This is a genomic window from Candidatus Electrothrix sp., from assembly GCF_052785085.1.
Window position 1 is genome coordinate 42,239 of record NZ_JALAAI010000002.1, and the last position, 18,298, is coordinate 60,536.

Annotated in this window: 14 protein-coding genes, 1 tRNA gene, 1 pseudogene and 1 riboswitch; of the genes and pseudogenes, 7 read left to right on the forward strand and 9 right to left on the reverse strand. The window is 46.9% G+C overall.

The genetic code is table 11. The features are described from left to right. Nucleotides 1-55 precede the first annotated feature (55 nt). Nucleotides 56-946: a phosphoribosylaminoimidazolesuccinocarboxamide synthase gene (locus tag L2082_RS00600; RefSeq protein ID WP_446011298.1), complete on the forward strand. Its 891-nt coding sequence runs from the start codon at nt 56-58 to the stop codon at nt 944-946. A 73-nt stretch (nt 947-1,019) separates the two neighbouring features. On the opposite strand, the gene L2082_RS00605 is transcribed toward L2082_RS00600, so the two are convergent. Both L2082_RS00605 and L2082_RS00610 read right to left on the reverse strand, forming a co-directional pair. Further along, nucleotides 1,020-2,204: an AIM24 family protein gene (locus L2082_RS00605; protein WP_446011344.1), complete on the reverse strand. Its 1,185-nt coding sequence runs from the start codon at nt 2,202-2,204 to the stop codon at nt 1,020-1,022. Between the two features lie 75 nt (nt 2,205-2,279). Further along, nucleotides 2,280-4,004 (reverse strand): cytochrome ubiquinol oxidase subunit I, encoded by a 1,725-nt coding sequence (locus tag L2082_RS00610; protein WP_446010584.1) that lies wholly within the window; start codon nt 4,002-4,004, stop codon nt 2,280-2,282. 329 nt (nt 4,005-4,333) lie between these two features. Between L2082_RS00610 and L2082_RS00615 the strand changes: the two genes are divergently transcribed. Then, entirely contained in the window at nt 4,334-5,938 is a 1,605-nt protein-coding gene (locus L2082_RS00615) for a diacylglycerol kinase family protein (protein WP_446010583.1), read from the forward strand. Nucleotides 5,939-6,094: 156 nt separating this feature from the next. On the opposite strand, the gene L2082_RS00620 is transcribed toward L2082_RS00615, so the two are convergent. From L2082_RS00620 to L2082_RS00630, 3 genes are all read right to left on the reverse strand, one after another. Continuing rightward, on the reverse strand, nt 6,095-7,990 hold the full coding sequence (locus L2082_RS00620) for a propionyl-CoA synthetase (RefSeq protein ID WP_446011345.1): 1,896 nt from the start codon (nt 7,988-7,990) through the stop codon (nt 6,095-6,097). Between the two features lie 156 nt (nt 7,991-8,146). After that, entirely contained in the window at nt 8,147-9,049 is a 903-nt protein-coding gene (locus L2082_RS00625; protein ID WP_446010415.1) for a 50S ribosomal protein L11 methyltransferase, read from the reverse strand. Nucleotides 9,050-9,213: 164 nt separating this feature from the next. Then, entirely contained in the window at nt 9,214-9,636 is a 423-nt protein-coding gene (locus L2082_RS00630) for an NUDIX domain-containing protein (RefSeq protein WP_446010414.1), read from the reverse strand. A 72-nt stretch (nt 9,637-9,708) separates the two neighbouring features. Between L2082_RS00630 and L2082_RS00635 the strand changes: the two genes are divergently transcribed. The 4 genes and pseudogenes from L2082_RS00635 (at nt 9,709) to L2082_RS00650 (ending at nt 11,566) form a co-directional block, all read left to right on the forward strand. Then, nucleotides 9,709-9,785 (forward strand) — tRNA-Arg (locus L2082_RS00635). Between the two features lie 149 nt (nt 9,786-9,934). Beyond that, nucleotides 9,935-10,361: pseudogene (locus L2082_RS00640) on the forward strand (Fic/DOC family N-terminal domain-containing protein); the annotation flags it as partial. Between the two features lie 508 nt (nt 10,362-10,869). After that, the gene (locus L2082_RS00645; RefSeq protein ID WP_446010413.1) at nt 10,870-11,034 is read left to right on the forward strand and encodes a hypothetical protein; all 165 of its coding nucleotides are present in this window, start codon (nt 10,870-10,872) and stop codon (nt 11,032-11,034) included. 22 nt (nt 11,035-11,056) lie between these two features. Next, nucleotides 11,057-11,566, forward strand: coding sequence for a GNAT family N-acetyltransferase (locus tag L2082_RS00650; protein ID WP_446011346.1), 510 nt, complete (start codon nt 11,057-11,059; stop codon nt 11,564-11,566). Between the two features lie 157 nt (nt 11,567-11,723). Here L2082_RS00650 and L2082_RS00655 read toward each other — a convergent pair whose 3' ends face one another. The 3 genes from L2082_RS00655 to L2082_RS00665 form a co-directional block, all read right to left on the reverse strand. Continuing rightward, nucleotides 11,724-12,278, reverse strand: a complete 555-nt coding sequence (locus L2082_RS00655) for a hypothetical protein (RefSeq protein ID WP_446010411.1) — start codon at nt 12,276-12,278, stop codon at nt 11,724-11,726. Nucleotides 12,279-12,388: 110 nt separating this feature from the next. Continuing rightward, on the reverse strand, nt 12,389-13,315 hold the full coding sequence (locus L2082_RS00660) for a DUF4238 domain-containing protein (RefSeq protein WP_446010410.1): 927 nt from the start codon (nt 13,313-13,315) through the stop codon (nt 12,389-12,391). Between the two features lie 153 nt (nt 13,316-13,468). Then, on the reverse strand, nt 13,469-13,900 hold the full coding sequence (locus tag L2082_RS00665) for a hypothetical protein (protein WP_446011347.1): 432 nt from the start codon (nt 13,898-13,900) through the stop codon (nt 13,469-13,471). 341 nt (nt 13,901-14,241) lie between these two features. After that, nucleotides 14,242-14,320, forward strand: a riboswitch (cyclic di-GMP riboswitch). Nucleotides 14,321-14,349: 29 nt separating this feature from the next. Here L2082_RS00665 and L2082_RS00670 point away from each other — a divergent pair. Next, complete coding sequence (locus L2082_RS00670) at nt 14,350-14,535, forward strand: hypothetical protein (protein WP_446011348.1); 186 nt, start codon at nt 14,350-14,352, stop codon at nt 14,533-14,535. A 113-nt stretch (nt 14,536-14,648) separates the two neighbouring features. Here the strand turns inward: L2082_RS00670 and L2082_RS00675 are convergent, their stop codons facing one another. Then, a complete protein-coding gene (locus L2082_RS00675; protein ID WP_446009369.1) occupies nt 14,649-17,726 on the reverse strand; it encodes a type I restriction endonuclease subunit R in 3,078 nt (1,025 codons plus the stop codon). Nucleotides 17,727-18,298 lie beyond the last annotated feature (572 nt).

Genomic DNA, 18,298 nt, shown 5'->3' on the forward strand with positions numbered 1-18,298 from the left:
CAGGCACAGGGGCCTGCCCCTACAATCACCAAATCCATCTGAGAGATAACACACCATGAGTAACCCTGTTATCCGGACCGACTTGCCGGAACTGAACCTGCTTCATCGGGGCAAGGTTCGCGACATGTATGAAATCCCCGGTTATGAAGATAAATTGCTCATGATCGCAACAGACAGAATCTCTGCCTATGATGTGGTGATGGATGATCCCATTATCGACAAAGGCAAAGTACTGACCCAGATTTCCCTTTTTTGGTTTGACCTGTTGGCTGATATTGTGCCCAACCACCTGCTTTCCGCTGATGTTGATCAATATCCGGAAGTCTGCCACCAATACCGGGATCAGCTGGAAGGCCGATCCATGCTGGTGCGCCGCACCAAGGTTATGCCTATTGAATGCATTGTTCGGGGCTATATCTCTGGCTCCTTTTGGTCAGCCTATAAAAAAGACACCACAGTCTGTGGTTTTGCCCTGCCCGAGAATATGCAGGAATCTGATCAATTTCCCCAACCACTCTTTACGCCATCCACCAAGGCAGAACAGGGTTTGCACGATGAGAATATCTCTGTCGCCCAGATGGAAGAAATCATTGGCAAGGATATTGCGGATAAAATGGCAGACATCAGCGTCCGTTTGTACGAAAAGGCTTCAGAGTATGCCCGCAGCAAAGGGATCATTATTGCAGACACCAAGTTTGAGCTTGGCATGGTAGATGGCGAGTTACTTCTTATTGATGAGGTATTGACTCCTGATTCTTCTCGATTCTGGCCCATGGATGTGTATAAACCAGGCCAGGGACAGCCCAGCTTTGACAAACAATTTCTGCGGGATTATCTCTCTTCTCTGGATTGGGATAAACAACCACCTCCCCCGCCGCTGCCAGCGGAGATCACAGAAAAAACTGCTGCCCGCTATAAAGAGGCTCAGGAACGACTCACCGCCTAAGCAATAAAACTTTTAAAACCACCGATTTCTTGTACCACACCAGGTAGAGAAGTCGGTGGTTCCTATGAGGGTATTATTTGATTCGGGCCCCAGCTCCTTTCACATTGCCTCCCCCCAGCCCACTGAGGGCCAACTGCTGATACACTGACTGGGTAGGAGCAAGCCATACCTCACCTGTGCCGTAAAAAGTCTGCAACAGCCCTTCACCGCTTGTCATAGAACCAACCAACGAATTGGTGGCTCCTTTGACACTGAATTCTACATTCCCTTTACGAAGAAGTGCAAAATTACCATCCACCTGCAAGGTCTCATTATCCAGTTTGACCTTAACAATTTCCTTTAAAGGGACTGGTGATTGGAGCACACAAATTCCTTTTCCAGAAAGCTTAGTCTGAAAAAAGCCTTCTCCTCCGAGCAAACCTGTTGTCAATTTTTTTTGGGTGGCCACCCCAACATTCACTGAGCTTTGACAGGAAAGAAACATTCCTTTGTCAGTAACAACTTCTTCATCTTTCAGGGAAAGTAAGATATAATGTCCAAAGCCTGGCTCAAGATAGATCTCACCGCTTCCTCTGTAGATTGGCTTAAAGGTCGCCTCATCTGTTAACTTATTTGCAGCAAATTTCTTAAAAAAGCCCCCGGCTCCACCAATCTTACTTTCAATACTGATCTCACCCCGTTGAAAATGCAGTGCCCCTGCTTCCAGGATCACCTCACTCTCTTTGAGAGTAATCCTGACCTGCTTCAGGCGAACACCGCTATGTTGAGCATGATAGAGCATACTGGCAACAGCAAGATTATCGCTCCCAGCCAGGGATTGATACGTCAGTACCTCAAATTTTATTGATGGGGCCTCAAGAGAATCTGAGACAAACGTATTAGATAAGCGAGCATCTGAAGCAGCAGGCTCTTGCTGTTCCTGTTCCTTGCCTTCCGCTGCCCTTCCTGATTGCCCAGCATCATCTTCAGGAGTTGAATCATGAACAGGACTGCTGCCAGTAACGGCTACGTTTTGTTCTTCTTCTGTTGGTGGAGGCTCAATGGTACAAACGGCCCCGGCATTGCTGTACACCTGCTGGATTTTCTGTGCTGCTGCATAATCACTAACAGTTTTCACCACCTTGCGTTTCCCGGAAAAAAGTGCCTCGATTTTGTCCAGAGATACCTGATGCAGTTTGGCTAAATTTTTTCGCACTTGCTGCGGATCATAGCCATCCTGAATCTGACCGGCAAACAACACTTTAATTTGAGAGTCCATGCGATGCTCCTTCACATCAATAAAAAAAGCCGCTCTTTATTAAGAACGGCTTTATAACTGTAAGCAAAAAATGGATCAGTTTTGCAGCAAATAATCCGTCACTGCCTCAAGTTCAGCTTCTGAGCCACTAAAAGGTGCCATAATCTTATTTGCGGGGCTGGGAGGAGTACGGATAAAATCCATGAGTTCTGCCTTGTTACCCGCATATTTTTGGGCCATATTGGTCAGCTCAGGCCCCATTGATCCGCCCTCCCCTTTATAGGCATGACAGCCCTTACAAGTCAGCTGGAACACATGCTCACCTTCTACAACATCTCCGGCTGCTGGCTTTGCTTCATCACCAACGTCCTTTTGCACATCGTCTACAGCATCTCCGGCTGCTGGCTTTGCTTCATCACCAACGTCCTTTTGTACATCGTCTACAGCATCTCCGGCTGCTGTTTTTGCTTCATCACCAACATCCTTTTGCACATCATCTACAGCATCTCCGGCTGCTGGCTTTGCTTCATCACCAACACCCTTTTGCAGCAAATAATCCGTCACTGCCTCAAGTTCAGCTTCTGAGCCACTAAAAGGCGTCATAACCATATTTGCAGGGCTGGGAGGAGTACGGATAAAATCCATGAGCACAGTCTTATTGCCCGCATATTTTTCGGCGATATTGGTCAGATCAGGCCCTATTGATCCGCCCTCTCCTTTATAGACATGACAACCTTTACACCCCTGAAAAACCTGCTTCCCGTCAATAATAGCTCCGACTGCTGACTTTGGTTCATCACCAACGCCCTTTTCCTTCATTGTTTTGGTAAACGTCTGATCCATACTCATAACATTCCAGACCAAGTACGGCTTACGGGCTTTTTCACGGGTATATGCCCCCATAAAAAATGCAAAAAACATACAGAAAGAGGCGAATAAAAGAAAGACTCTTCCTTTATCATGTTTACGAACCCAATAAATAATCGTAAGAATAACAGCAACTGTTGCCAGACCGATCATCATCCACAGAAAAGGCTGAGCAGCACCACCAGAAAGCTGGGCCCAAGGATTAGGAACTGGCAGTTCTTCAGTTGATGATTTTACTTTGAGTAAAAAGAAAATACCTGAGATCGGCTGCAGAATAAGCAGGGAAGCACCGATAACCCCTGTAAATTTGTTGACCTTTGCATAATACGCTTGATCCTCACTCGGCTTCCTGGACTTCCAGTAGCTCCAGACAAACAGGATCAAAGCAGCATTAATAAAACAGGGGATAATAATATGGGTGGTGGACTCGGTGAGAATGGGGGTAAAAAAAGCATCCCACCGAGACTGTGTCTCCATCCACTTACCTGGAACCATCATGAATGCCCAAATACCATTAATCAAGACTCCGGCCATTATGGCGAAAAATCCTGTCAATAACCCGTAAAAAATGTGCATTGCGCGAGATGTTGTATCCCAGGTATTATGATAGATTACAGAAAAAATCATCAAAAGGAGGAAAACAGCACCCTCAGCTAAAAACGGCCAGAACTGCGTTGAATACAGAAAAGCACCAAATTTACTCCAAAGGCCTATGGTCAAGACCACAATGGCAACACCAAGTACACCATTAATCTTCATCATGTCGGAAAGGAACTTTGACAGTCCTCTCGCAAGCCTATGATAATCGTTGTCGTTTTTTCTGCCTCCCCACCACTCAGAAAACACAGCCAGCACTGACCCACCAACTGCAAAAAAAGCAAAAAAAACGTGGGTCAGAATCACCACCGCCATAATAATAGTGTTACCCAAAAAGGGAAAATCTACCCGATCCACATGATCCTCCTTTCAAAAAAATCTGAAGCCCTCCCACCCTGACATTTTTCTGATGTCTCAGTGCGGTTCAGCATCCCCGTGGACGCTTATCTGCGGAAACTCCGTAGAACGGCTTCGTTTATTAGCTTTGTTTATTACAGAGTGTACACCCTGAAAATAAAATACTCAAGGAACTGAAGCCATATCTCAAAAAAATAATCACACGCAAAAAAAATCAGTAGGAAATCACTTCTCTTCAGAAATATGCTATAATGGCAAGTTGAAATATAACCACAATCTTGTTTAAGCAATACCCGCCCCTTAGGCCGGGATTTTTTCTTGGTACGCTTATGAAATTTGGTATTATTTATTTTTTGACAGGAATCCTTGCGATTCTCTCAGCCTATTCCTTTTGGCCAGGATTGTGCTCTGTCCTGTGCCTCTGGACGGCCTTGTCTCTGCTCTGTGTGAGTATTGCCTATTTCACTAACAATCCAGGAATATTCAGAAAAAAAAGCAATGGCAGGATACCCTTTTGTATTAAATTTGCATTTATACCTTTTCTTCTCATAATTCATAGCTATAACAAAATAGCTCGTGACCTTGATAAAGTGCCCTCTATTCAGCGCATCAGCGATAACCTGTTTATTGGTGACAGGGTCACACCAAGCGATGCCCCGGTTCTGAGAGAAAAAAAGATTCTAGCGATGCTGGATGTTACTGCTGAGTTTGAACCACTGAACTGGGCTGCCTCATTTGAAAACATCTCCTATCTCAATATCCCTGTTCTTGACCACGCCATCCCCAGTGAAGAAGAGCTTATTCAGTCAATTATCTGGATCAAAAATCAACAGACCTATAAGGGACCAGTACTGGTCAACTGCGCACTTGGTCGCGGTCGTTCAGCACTGGTCATTGCGGCTTTTCTTCTCAGCCAAACAAGGAATAACGACGTAACAGATGTCCTTGAGCACTTAAAGATTTTGAGGAAAACCATACGGCTTAATAAACGGCAACGAAAATTGCTGATGAAAGTGATTAAGCACGAGCAGTTCTCTGCATTACCCAAGGCATGGATTATTGCCAATCCTGTCGCAGGAAAAGGTAAATGGCGCGAGTACAAGGAGCAGATTATTGAAGAACTCTCCTCGCATTATCTGCTGACCATTAAAGAATCGTCCGAGACGGAATCTGCTACAAGTCTTGCTGAGGAAGCAGTGGCTGCTGATCCGGGTACTATCATTGCCTGTGGCGGAGATGGTACGGTCTCTGAGGTTGCTGCCGCCGTGGTTAATACGGATAACAAACTGGGCATCATTCCTCTGGGGACAACCAATGCGCTCTGCCATGTACTTATGGGGATAAAGGTCAAGTTTCTTCCTGTTGAGGTAGCATGTTCCTATATCACTGCCGGGCATACACGGGTGATTGACACGGCAGAATGCAATGGCCGTTTGGTACTCTTGCTTGTCGGGTTAGGATTTGAGCAGAAAATGATATCATCAGCTGGACGCCAGGAAAAAAACGAGTATGGACAGCTTGCCTATTTGATGGGGCTTTGGCAGGCAGTGCAGCAGAATGAACTCCTGAAAATGACCATTACTGTTGATGGAGGGAAGCCTTTTACCCTGGAGACCACGAGTCTGGTCGTGGCAAACGCGGCTCCTTTAACCACAATACTTGCACAGGGAAATGGAGAACCTGATTTTCTTGATGGACTCCTTGATATAACATGGATTAATACAGAGTCAGGAGGCGGGATCATGGGCCTGTTGGAGCTGTCAATTGCCGGGATGCTGAGTGTCAATCCCGGTCCCTCTGTCAATCATGTGCGGGCGCAGCACGTCCAGATAACAGTCGAGCCTCCAAGGAACTATGTTATAGACGGTGAAGTATATCCATCAGAAGATCTGGATATTTCTATTTCACCTGAATCACTCGCGGTTTATTGTTGAGATTGATCTATTGAGTAGATCGAATTCTATCAGGGGTTGCTTTTCTCCATGCAAAGGAGGCGCATAGTGGTACTCAAGAAGGGAAATACTCAAGGCAGTAAAAGAAATATCTTGTTTTTTTCCCTTATTGAGCAGTACCTTGCTCACTTATTACGCCTATTTCACAGGATACCCCACTTCCTGTAACGCTGAAGAAATTTCCTCCAAACAGGTGGGATCATCAATGGTGGACGGCATTCGATATTCCTTGCCATCAGCAATGGCACGCATGGTACCGCGCAGAATCTTGCCGGAACGGGTCTTGGGCAGACGGCTGACCACCACGGTTTCCCGATAACAGGCAATGGGGCCGATGCCGTTGCGTACCATCTGAGTGAGTTCGTTTTTCAACGCCTCTTCATCAGAATCCGCCCCTGCTTTTAGCACCACTAAGCCCAGAGGCTTCTGTCCTTTCAGGGAATCATTAAGCCCGATAACAGCGCATTCTGCTACCTGGGAATGACTGGCAACAATCTCTTCCATAGCTCCGGTGGACAAACGATGACCGGCAATATTAATGACATCGTCAATCCGGCCCATGACGAACACATACCCGTCTTCATCAATATAGCCACCATCACCGGTTTCATAATAGCCAGGATATCTGGACATATACGAAGAAATAAATCGTTCTTCATTGCGCCACAGGTTTGCCAGGGTACCTGGGGGCAGAGGAAGCTTAACCACGATATTGCCTTCTTCGCCTGGCCCAAGCTCATTGCCCTCAGCGTCAAGGATCTGTACATCATACCCTGGAACCGCTTTGGTTGCAGAGCCAGGTTTGACCGGGAACTGCTCAATGCCCATGGGATCAGCCACAATGGCCCAGCCTGTTTCAGTCTGCCACCAATGATCAATCACAGGTACATTTAACAGATCTTTTGCCCAATGATAGGTATCCGGGTCCAACCGTTCGCCAGCCAGGAATAAGGTCTTGTATGCCGAAAGATCGTATTGTTGTAAATATGAGCCCGTTGGATCTTCCTTCTTGATCGCCCGAAAGGCGGTTGGCGCGGTAAACAGAGCCTTGACCTTATGCTCTGAAATGACTCGCCAAAAAGCCCCGGCATCAGGTGTGCCAATAGGTTTGCCTTCATACACCACAGTGGTGCAACCGTACAAAAGCGGGCCATAGACAATGTACGAATGGCCAACAACCCACCCCACATCTGAGGCTGCCCAAAAAACATCACCTGGTTCCATAGCATAAATATTTTTCATAGACCAGTGCAGGGCCACGGCATGACCTCCGTTATCCCGCATAACGCCCTTGGGCATGCCTGTTGTGCCAGAGGTATAAAGAATATAGAGGGGATCAGTGGCTGCTACGGGAACACAATCAGCAGGCTCGGCATCCTTAACAATCTTCTCCCAATCCAGATCACCGGGTTGCCCCAGGTCGGCCTGGAGAAAATCCCGCTGAAAAACAATGGTCTTTTCCGGTTTATGCTCAGATTGCTCAATAGCTGCTTCAACAAGAGGTTTGTACGCCAGCTGTTTCTTGCCCTCAATGGCCCCGGAAGCACAGATAATCATCTTAGGCTGGGCATGATCAATACGAATCGCCAGCTCATTGGCTGCAAAACCGCCAAATACCACTGAATGAATCACACCTAAGCGTGCGCAGGCCAGCATGGCGACCAGGGCCTCTGGGATCATAGGCATATAAATAATAATGGTGTCGCCTTTTTCTGCACCCTGTGCCTTCAATGCTCCAGCCAGCTTTGCAACCTGCTCCTGCAACTCTGCCCAGGAAATCTTACGCACCGTATCGGTCACCGGAGAGTCATAAATAATAGCGTTCTGCTCACCTCGTCCTTGTTCCACATGCCGATCCACAGCATTATAACAGGTGTTCATCTCACCACCCTGAAACCAGCGGTAAAACGGCGGATTCGAGCTATCCAGCACGGCATCCCATTTCTTGTACCAGTCAATGGACTCGGCGGCTTCCGCCCAAAATTCTTCGGGCGCGGCAAGACTTTTGTCAAAAATTTCCTGGTAATTTTCCATCAATTTTCTCCCGGTTTGGCATTAAACGGAAAGTTTTTGTAAAAAGGGCTCAGAGGTTTACATTCTTTGCCTTTTGTTCTCCTGAATCTCTATATACCACAGAGTTCCTCATGAACACAATCTGTTCAAAAAATTATTTTCTCAAAAAAGACAAAATCATGTTGTCAAAAGCAAAGAAACCCATTCATCTTCATACAGGGTTTGTCCCATCTTAAGCCCCAACTCCTGATAGATGCGAATAATATTCTCTTCCTGTTCTCCTTGCAGGATACCGGCCAGCACCACAGACCCCTTATCAGCAAGGAGCTGAACCATATTCGAGGCCATATCCACCAGCACATCATGGATAATATTGGCGCAGATAAGATCATATTGGCCGCTGATCCGGAGCAGGTCATCACCAGAAACCGTAATTTTGTCAGCAAGCTGATTATGAGCTATATTTTCTTGCGCCACCCGGACCGCTTCAGGATCATTATCAAGAGCAACAATCTGTTCTGCTCCGAAAAGGGCCGCACTCATAGCCAAAATACCGGTTCCTGTGCCCACATCCAATACCCTTGTCAGTATCCCACCGTCAAAGCAGGAACGAATAAGACCGAGAGCCAGTTGAGTGGAGGCATGTTGGCCGGTGCCAAAGGCCATACCAGGGTCCATCTCAATCACCTGTTCATCTTCTGCCGGGGTATACTCCTCCCAGGAGGGCTTAATCACCAAGCCGGGGATAATGGCAAAGGGCGTGAAAAAATGCTGCCACGAGGTTGCCCAATCCTCATCTGCCATGAGTGAGTACTCTGGTTGCGGCGGAGTAAGCCCGTAAAGCCCAAACAGATCTGCCAACTCCTGCTCAAGCCGTTGCAGAGCCGTTTGCTGTTCTGCTTCAATATTCTCACCTTCAAGGCGAAAAAAGCCATGTATCACACTCTGACCGTTCTTAACCGGTGCCTGCTCCACCCCGGAACCACTCAACACACCGACCAGATCCACTACTGCCTCCAGGGTAATTTCAGGACATTCCAGGCCTACCTTCAGCCACTTTACTTTACCGAGTTCACTCATTCTTGCTCCCTTGTTGATGTAGCAAATACGATTATAGTATACGCCACCTTATACCATATTGACCACATTCGGGGTAGATTTCAGAATAAAAGTCTCAGGTAAAACGAACAGGCAATAACTATTGAAGAAAAAAAAAGAGAGGAAAGGTGTGCATGGCGGGACAATCAGTATATTTTTTCAAAATAATCATGCAAAATAAGAGCATGATCAAAGGCCAGCTCTGGCAGTGTATCCCGTGTAAAGATCCGGGCCTGCCTGGCATCATCTGCCCCCACAGGAATGCCAGAGGCTGTGGCAATAAATACTGTTGAAGCAGTATGCTGTCGTTTATCCCGGTCAGGATGGGAATAGGTATGAAACTGGCGAACCAAAGTTACGTCTAAGCCGGTTTCCTCTTTTGCCTCACGGACAGCAGCCTCTTCAAAGCTTTCTCCATAGTCAACAAAACCACCTGGCAAGGCCCAGCCCAAGGGTGGATTTTTCCGTTCAATAAGGACTATTCCTTGTTCCACTTCAATAATAATATCCACAGTTGGGGTCGGATTTTTATATACAGGGATATCAGCACCGCATTGATTGCATTGCATAGTTTTTCTCCTTTGCTAAAAAATTCTTTCCTCTTTGAACAAAATGATGTATCTTGCCAGCGACTATCCCATGCGCCCGTAGCTCAGCTGGATAGAGCATCGGACTTCGAATCCGAGGGTCGGGGGTTCGAATCCCTCCGGGCGTACCAAGTATATGCAAGAGGTTAGCTCACTTTTAAGCTAACCTCTTTTTTTATTACCTTTTGATCTAGCCCCCACGCTGCCCCCACTTTTTCGGTTATGGGGGCAAAAAAACACCCTGCCGAATTGAGCCTGTAATTTTTACTGACAGAACAGAATGAGTTTACCGGTTCAATACCATTACGGCAAGTTCCCACCGAAAAATATAGACTGGATGCGCCTTGTTCCTTTGATCGGCCCGGCCAATGCCGCGCTTGCCCGATATGACGGAACGCTTGCAGCTATCCCGAATGCTTCTGTTCTTCTGTCGCCGTTGACTACACAGGAAGCTGTTCTTTCTTCACGTATAGAAGGGACTCAGGCAACAATAGGGGAGGTTCTTGAATTTGAGGCCGAAGGGGAAACAAAGGACATTTTACAGGCCAGAAAAGCCGATATAAACGAGGTGCTGAATTATCGGGAGGCCATGTGGTCAGCGTGTGCTAAAAGCAACACACAGCATTCTGTTGCATGGAGTTCGAGGCCACGGCAAAGCCCCCGGAGAATACCGGAAAGTGCCGAACTGGATAGGGCCGCCCGGCTGTTTATGCCTTCACTAAACTCATCAACATCGCAGAGGGTCGGGCGGTTCTATAGCGTATCATAGATGAGCCACAAAAACGATTGTGGATCATCAAACGACCTTTCGTTATCTGCAAATAGTTTTGTTGCTCACCGGTGAGCCGCAAAAGTACCCGCCATTGCAGAATGATTCCCTCTCGCTTCAAACCTGAAAACCGAGTGGATATAGAGCGAGTTCCCCTATAGAAGTTAATGCAAAGGTGTTCACGGTATTCATTTTAAACACTTTCAAGGGGTTGTCCTTCATGCAGGTCTTCACGGCACCTGCATTTCTTTCTGTCTTTCCGGTTGCTCAGGGAGGTTGCAAGGGTGTGGCTTTACCTGTGGTTTGTGAAAATCTGCCCCCACGGGCAAGAAACAGGGGATGCGGCATCTTATCAGCAAAGCGGATAATCGTTGATTTTATCCGGCAATATAATTAAAGTATAAGAAGGTATGGGAAGAAAAAGGAACGTATACGGAGGAAACATTATGGCAACAGCAATCAAAGAAACTCCTGTTCTGAAGGGAGAAGCGGCCCGCCGTTTCCTTAAAACTATCCGGGAAAATGAACAGAAGAAGGTGCCGAAAGCCGATTATGACCGGGCAAAAGAGGCATACAAAAATTTTAAAGTAGTCTGTTCGCCCTGTGGGTAGTTCAGAGATTATATTCAGACGAATGGGGGCCGATGAAGATCGGCCCCTTTTTTGTTGCGGCAGTCACGACCTGAATGAATTCTTTCATAAAGATTCAAAGGTGGCGGACAGGGAGCTTGTGGCCGTGACCTATGCCGTGGAAATGAACGGTTCGACAGTCGCCTTTTTCTGTGTCTCCAACGACTCCATACGGGCGGAAGATACCATGCGCTCAAGATTCAAAAAGATACGCTCCGGCATTCCGGCAGCCAAGAGATATGCAAATATGCCAGCGGTGAAAATCGGGCGGCTTGCAACGAATTCCGATTTTCAGAGTCAGGGAATAGGAACCCGGATTCTTGATCTTATCAAGGTGTGGTTCACGGAAGGCAATAAAACAGGCTGCCGTTTCATTATTGTGGACGCGGCAAATAATGAAAGGACGCTGGAATTTTACAAGCGGAACGGCTTTCAGTTTCTTGACATTCGGCCTGAAGTTGCTGAAGACAGAACCCGGTTGATGTTTTTTGACCTTCTGACCTTCAGGGAATGAGAATTAACCCCTCATAACGAGGCGTTCCCGGAACGTCCTGCATCGCTGTTGGCTATTGTAATGGTGTGTTGTCAGTTGTCGGTAACATAACATCCGGCTAATTGAATATAAATTAAAGGAGTTGTCCTGTTTGCGTGTGTTACGATCTTTAACTTATCTACATTAGCTCGTTTAGATAATCCATGTGCAAAAAACTGGTTATTGAAAGAGAGCTATGTTGTTCACTTGACCGCAACCTATTTTCTGCCGCATTGTCCGGGACAATTATATAGATTCCTCCTCCTGCCATATTAACGTCCCCTTTACAACGCCACTCTCTTTCATGTGTGAAATCAACATCACCATATTCAAATCTAACAAGCCGCCATTTTTCTTCATCAGGAATCCAGCCACCCTCGTTATCTGGTAAATAAATTACTGGTCTCGCACCTTGATTCCAAGCATGTGATTTGTGCATAGCGATTCCGTAATTCTCGTATTTATGTTGAGCATAATGATCCTTTATAAAATATTTAACTGAAGAAAGTGGCATTTCGGTAAAACATGTTGCTCTATTAGGCCCTTTTATAAAACCTGTTGAATTGCTTCCCCGAATCTTGCCTTCCTTTAAGATATTTTGCAATGCCTGTTCTGCACTACAGCCATTTGAGGCCGTTCGATCACCAGTTAGATGAATCAATGCTTGGGTAATATCAGGTCTATAATACTTCATCGCTCAAGTTTTTTTTAAATTCGTTGGATATGTTTTCGATTTGAGAAACCGGAAGCTGGATTCCCTCTTTACCCCCTCTTTACCAAAATATCTTTCTAAAAATGTTCATTTTATTTGTCCCTATAAAATGGCTCTAACTCAAAAGGAGTCCAAGAAGGATAAATAACCCCATCAACTGATTCCATAATTTTTCTTACGTTTTCGTATGAAATGCCGATTTCTGATATATACTTTTCTGATATTGAAGTAGAATGAAAGTGTAAGGGCAATAAGGAAAATGGCGGTTGAGGGTACCGACCTAACATATCCGTAATAATGGCATCTACTCGTTCACTGTCGTGACTTGGTTTTATTATTAGAGACTCTGATGCAGTTCGAGCTAAATGAAAATTGATAAATTGTGCATCTCCTTTTTCAAGGCAGTAGCCGACAGTCTCTTTTGGAACATCGCAAAAAGGGCACCAATCTTCAGGCATTGAACAGGCTACAAAACATATATGCGGGGTCAATGGGTAATATAAACATGTTTCGTTTCTTTCGATAAATCCAGATAGAAGCACAGGATTGTCAGACCTCACAAAGTAGTCATCATCATGCGCTAATAAATAAAACCAATCTCTCTTGGCAAAATAGTACACATCTGCACAGCTGGTACATCCTGCTCGTTCATTTAATGGACTTCCTTTTATATTCAATATATTGCGAACAGCATCTTCATATCTCATAAAGGTGGGAGTTCGCATCAGTTGTGACATAAGAAACTGAGAAAAAATCATTCGTTCTTCTGTTGAAATTTCGTTAAACGAAATGATCTTTTCATATATTGGGCTAACTTTAGTTTCAAGGTCTTTGCTCAAAGAATCCTCTACAGTCAGTGAATAAAGCCCTTTTTTTCTCCCCCATTGTTTCCTGCCTTTAAAATCCGTTTTTACCTGTTTTTTATAAGGGCAATAAAAATATGAAAGATAACCTTTCTCATCGGCCCAATATTTATTGGCAAGAACGGGGGAATAGTGAGATAATACTTTCTTTGCCATTGATCCATGCTCATGGTAAGAGTAACAAGATGCTGAACCTTACCACCGCATACCCACGGCTTCAACCTGTTTCCCTTTCCTCCTGCCCTTTATCAGCAATCAAATATTCTTCCGCGATTTCCTCCGGGGAAAATTTAATCCATAGTTATCGGCTTATCCCGGCTGAATGTCAATAGCCGCCCGAACAAAAGCGGCCTGCGGATTCGGTGCGTCTTCAATATCCTTCATGCACTTGTCGCTGATTTCTCGGTCTTTCTCCTGCCGCATCTCCCGTATCATCTCGGCAAACATTTCAACTCCTGCACGGTCGTTATCCGAAGGCTCCGGGCTGTCCTGCCAGCGTTCCGGGTTCCGGTTGTTCAGCCAGTATTTAGCCGCCGCCACATTCGCCGGTATCACCTTATTTTTTGTTACCCGTCGCACCTCTTCGCCGTTCTCTTCAGTGACTGCTGTTTCATCATAGGTTGATCCCAAGGCGGCCTGAAGCAGGGCTGATTCACCCTTTGCCTTGATCGTACCTGCCGAACCGATACAGAGGGACACCCCGACCTGTTCAGCAAGTTCAAGAAAAGCTGCCGGTTTCAAAACTCCTTCTCCACCTGTCTAACCGGAGAGGGTATACAGTGCGGTTCCCTGTAGGAAGTTCCTGAAACGTCCTTCACGGTATTTATGTCAAACACTTTCGGGTCGTTATCCTCCTGCACAGGGCCGCTTTCCAGTTCATCCAGCCATGATTTTTCACCCTCGCACCATGCCCAAAAAACCAAAGGCCTTGTCTTCCATAATCCCTTCAAAAATACCCTGAAAAGTTATTGACACCTTCCTTTTCAGGGTGATATAAATAATTAAGAATAAGTTATTTTATTTCTATATTTTCATAGAAGGTTCTGGTACAGAACCCACTTTCTGGAGTTAGCAAGCTAGAAAGTTGATAAAGCCACAGCCGTCGTGAGGCGGTGTCGGAAAGCTGCGGGTCTCCCAAAAGGAGATAGCCGGGCCGCCTGCTTTTACCCCTCTGACTACAGGAGTATATTATGAAAACTACAGCAACCGCCAGCAAACCTCACATGCAGAATCGTATCTACGAATTATTAAAAAAGATCAATTATGCTAAATCTGCATGCGATGCCTATCAGGAAAAAAACAATTATCTTTATCAAACAAACTTAATGTATCTGGATGACTTGAAGCAACAACTGGTGTCCTTAAGGAAATCGTAGACAACGAGCTGCCTCCTGCTCATGACCTCAGAAGAATCCAGCTCGACATTACATACAATCAACCAGTTAAACGTCTTTCGTTTAACTGGTTTTTTTATGATGGACTGGCAACTTCAGGGCATCCTTGTTTCATTCAGCTGCTCATAAACGCTTTTCATCATCAAGGCCATGACCACTGAACCAAAGTTCTCTTTGTTTTCCACAATCCGTTCAAAGATATCCTGGTTCTGCTCCATGCGCTCAATCAGCTTGTTCATAAAAAGCTCTTCAAAGGGAAACTTGAAGGTGTCCAGGCTATTGACTCTTGCCTGGTTCTGTAAGGTCTGATCTTCCATCAGCTCGGTTGCTATCTGATCAAAAAAGAGCTTATCTGCCTGCTCAAACTCTGTGCCAAAACGCTCGTTGAGCAGATCAATGATTTCAGACAGGGCCGCCTCTTCATCCTTGGGCCTTTTTATCCCGGCCTCGCTTATGCCGTCAAGCTCGCCGTCCCGGTTTTTTTCCAGGGCAATGGCCCCCTCTTTCATCTTCTGCAACCGGTAGTATTCCAGAGCCACTTCATCGGTCACCCGCAGCTGGTCTGCAATGTCAGTCCTGGGTAATTTACTGTGCAGTAACCTGGTATAGGCAAAGAATTTTTCCAGATCCGGGTCAGGCAAGGGCATAATCTGGGCCAGAAAGGCATACAGATTGGTCCAGGTGCGCAGTCCTTTCTTGAATGCGTCCTGCTCTTCCAAGGTTGCAAGGGCGTTAAAGCGGTCAACCGCCGGATCAAGAAAGGCGTTCAGCTCTTTCTGTACTTGGGCGGTTATGTTACTGGTCGGCCTGAAGTAGACACGGGCAAAGGCATCAATTTCCGACTGCTGATAGAGCTGTTGTGCATCCAGCGTATTTTTCAGGTCATAGAGATGGTTCGGGGTCGGTTCTTCTTTGACCGTGGTAATTTCATAGTAGGGCTGAAACGAATTAAAAATGGTCTCCCGGTCATTGGCAAAATCCAGGATAAAGGTGTTCTCCTTGCCCGGACAGGTGCGATTGAGGCGGGAAAGGGTCTGCACGGCCTTGACCCCGGACAGCTTCTTGTCCACGTACATGGTATGGAGCAGGGGCTGATCAAAGCCGGTCTGGAACTTGTCCGCACAGATGAGGATTTTATATTCCTCTTGTTCAAAGACCGTGGGCAGCTCCTTTTCACTGCATCCGGTCAACTGCGGCTCAGTGACACCTTCCGGGCAGTCGTCATCAAGCACTTTGCCGGAAAAGGCCACCAGCACCTTAATGTCTTTGTACTCCCTGGCCTTGAGATAGCGTTGGAACTCATCATAATAGCGTTTAGCATGGAGCCGGGACCCGGTCACCAGCATGGCCTTGGCCCTGCCGCCGATCTGTGCAGCCACCACCTGCCGAAAATGTTCAATGATGACTTCTGTTTTCTGGGCCAGATTATGGGGATGTAGGGAGACAAAGCGGGCTATGGCTTGGGCCGCCTTTTTCTTGTTCATCTCCGGGTCATCTTCAATGGCCTTAGAGAGCTTGAAAAACAGGGAATAAGTGGTGTAGTTTGCCAGCACATCAAGAATAAACCCCTCTTCAATGGCCTGGCGCATGGAATAGAGGTGAAAGGGCTGCGGTTTGCCTGCGGCATCCTTTTGCCCGAACACGGCCAGGGTCTTGTATTTCGGGGTGGCGGTAAAGGCGAAAAAGGACAGGTTTTGCTGTCGGCCACGGGCCTTGCAGGATTGCTCCACCATCTCCCGGATTTCGTCTTCCAGATCATAGTCTGCTTCTGCGCTATAAAAGGCCCCGGCTTCAGCGGACTGCCATGCCGCTTCCTGTCCCATTTCTGATTTAATTTCAGAATCGTTCGCCTCGTTAGAGGCTTCAATGCCTCCAAGAGAGCTGGCAGCCAGCACCTCTTTCATCTTTTTGCTGGCCTCGCCGCCCTGGGAGCTGTGGGCCTCATCAATAATCACGGCATAGCGGCGGTCGGGTAGATCTTTGGCTGCATCCAGGATAAAAGGAAATTTTTGCAGGGTGGTGATGATAAGGGGAACGCAGCTGTGCAGGGCCTGGGCAAGTTGGGCACTGCCCTTGTCGATCCGCTGCACTACCCCGGTTTTATGCTCAAACTGATACACCGTGTCTTGCAGCTGCTGATCCAATATTCGGCGGTCAGTCACAATAATCACCGCATCAAAGATGCGTTCATCCGTCGTATTATGCAGGCTTGCCAGCCGATAGGCCAACCATGCAATGGAATTGCTCTTGCCTGATCCGGCGGAATGCTGGATAAGATAGTTTTGCCCGGCCCCGTGCTCCCGGGCATGGGCGGTAATTTTACGCACTGCGTCCAGTTGATGGTAGCGGGGAAATATCAGTTTTTCAATCTTGTGGGTTCGCCCGGCGAGTTCCTTTGTATCAACCTGGAGATGAATAAACCGTTTGATGATGTCCAGCCAACTGTCCTTTGTCAGGATTTCTTCCCAGAGATAGGCGGTTCTGTAATTATTTTGTACCGGAGGATTGCCCTTGCCGTGGTTATGGCCCTTATTAAAGGGCAACCAGAAGGTTTTTCTGCCCTCAATCCTGGTGGTCATATAGACTTCGTCGGTATCAACAGCGAAATGGACCAAGGCCCGTTTTTTAAAGGCAAAGAGCAGCTCCCGCTTGTCCCGAGTGCTGGCGTACTGGCGTTTGGCGTTTTTTGTGTTTTGGCCGGTGAACTGGTTTTTCAGCTCCAGAGTGGCCACGGGCAGGCCATTGAGGGACAGGACAAGATCAACCGAGTTCCTGTTTTTGCGGCTGTAAGAGACCTGTCGATACACCTTGAGTCGGTTCTGTTCATACAGGGCAATGGTGTCCGGGTTGAGACCGCTTTCCGGCTGAAAACAGGCCATGCGGAACCTGACCCCGTAGTCTGTAAAACCGTTGCGCAGCACGTCCAGGGAGCTGCGCAGGTCCATTTCCTGGCAGAGGCGTTGGATGAGCCGGGTTTCCGTGTCTGGCCCGTGGACAGAGCTTATGCGCTCCCAGGCGGCGGGTTGGGTGCTCTGGAGAAAGGCCAGCACCTCGGAGGTGAACAGGCCGGTCTCCGGGTCGTAGTCTGCCGCCTGTCCTTCCTCATAGCCGCCGTTTTTGGTCAGGCTGGCAACGATGGCAGCTTCAAAGGATGCTTCGCTGGTGATGGACAAGGTGTTTCCCTCTTGTTGCGGTTGAAGAATGCATGGTTTCGATCCGATTAAATGTATGCATTCGGTCCAATCAAATGCATGCATTCGTTTCTATCCTGAGCATGCTCATCGTCTGGACCTCAGCATGCTGAGATATGTTACGAATGCGAGGTGTCGTGTTACGCGAATGAATGGTCTCGCACATCTATTCTACAGAAGCTCCAGCTTCGAGAAATGAAGCGGAGCTTCAGAAAAAGCAATTCCCAAGCCGGAGTTTGGGAACTAGGAAACCCACCTGGCAAATCAGCGGTTTTCTTATTGCACAGTTCCCGGAGCCGCAGCCTTGAAGCCTGCTTTCTCCTGGAAATTGCGGCATGGATGCTTTACATATCGGGCTGTCTGTTTGAAAAAGTGGGCACTCACTTTCTTAAAGTATGCGATCAGTTTTAAAAAGTAAGCTCTCACCTTTTAAAGGTATGCGACCAGTTTTAAAAAGTAAGCACTCACTTTCTTAAAGTATGCGGTTAGTTTTAAAAAGTCAGCTTTCACCTTCTTAAAGTATGCGACCAGTTTTAAAAAGTCAGCTCTCACCT